The organism is Mesorhizobium sp. M1E.F.Ca.ET.041.01.1.1, assembly GCF_003997355.1.
Classification (GTDB): Bacteria; Pseudomonadota; Alphaproteobacteria; order Rhizobiales; family Rhizobiaceae; genus Mesorhizobium.
The window spans coordinates 1-1111 of sequence record NZ_RZSL01001070.1; the positions used below are offsets into that span (position 1 = coordinate 1).

The 1111-nt window shown below is 67.6% G+C and carries 2 pseudogenes; one reads left to right on the forward strand and one right to left on the reverse strand.

Annotated features, from left to right (window positions below):
* Positions 1–660, forward strand: a pseudogene (locus EOA38_RS37405) (amidase family protein); the annotation flags it as partial.
* Between the two features lie 203 nt (positions 661–863).
* Here the strand turns inward: EOA38_RS37405 and EOA38_RS37410 are convergent.
* Positions 864–1111, reverse strand: a pseudogene (locus EOA38_RS37410) (MFS transporter); the annotation flags it as partial.

Sequence of the window (1111 nt, forward strand, 5' to 3'; positions counted from 1 at the left end):
GCTGTGGTGCTGCCGGCCGCCGCCGATGTTGGGCCCGCCGACGCCGACGTCAACGAGACCTCCGCCGCGCTCGCCTGGCGCAACGGCACCTGGGTCGCCAACGGCAATCTCGTCTGGCGCCATCTCGGCATCCCGACAGTGACGGTGCCGATGGGCACCATGGCCGATATCGGCATGCCGGTCGGGCTGACCTTTGCCGGCAAGGCCTATGACGACGCGGCGCTGCTGCGCTTCGCCGGCGACTACGAGCGCGCCACGAAGCGCCGCACCGTCCCGCCGCGCACGCCGCCGTTGGCGGGCGATGTGTTTGTGGAGGGCCGGGACGCGCCGGGTCCGGCTGGCGATGTGCCGCTTACGATAATGCTGACTGCCGAGACGACCCGCGCCGGCGACACCGACGAGATCGCGATCACGCTGGAGATCGATGCAAGCGAGGCAGGACCGGATGTCGCCGTCGTCAAGGTCCATCTCAACGGCGAGTCGGTCCATATGCAGGCGAGCGGCAACCGCTATACCGGCAGGGTCGTCGTGCCGGCCTCGACGCATCAGGGCTTCCACAGCGTCTGGCGCGGCTCCTACGGCTCGATCGTCACCGCCATCGTGCGCCTGCCGGATGGGCGCGCGGCGGGGGCGTATGTGGTGACGGGCGGGATAGGCTAGCGCCTCACCTTCTCCCCTTGTGGGAGAAGGTGGATCGGCGCGAAGCGCCGAGACGGATGAGGGGTGTTGGACGGAGCGCTGCGCTGAAAGGTAAAGCTCTGAAATCGCTCAATATTTCTGCATCTCATTCCTTCTGGAACCCTCATCCGTCGCCTTCAGCGACACCTGCTCCCACGAGGGGAGAAGGTGAGGGCGGCGCCACCTCATTTCACCCAATCCACCACCAGCGCCACAACCCCAAATACCGCCCCCGCCGCGCAGACCGCATTCCACCCGCCCCATGCCCAGGCGATTCCCGCCAGCAGCGAACCGATGGCCCCTCCGATGAAAAAGATGCCGACGAAGAGCCCGTTGAGTCTTCCGCGCGCCTTGGGCTGCAAAAGGTTGATGGCGCGGCGGCCGAGCGTCTGGTCGCCGGTGACGCCGATGTCGAGCAGCACGGCGCTTGCGC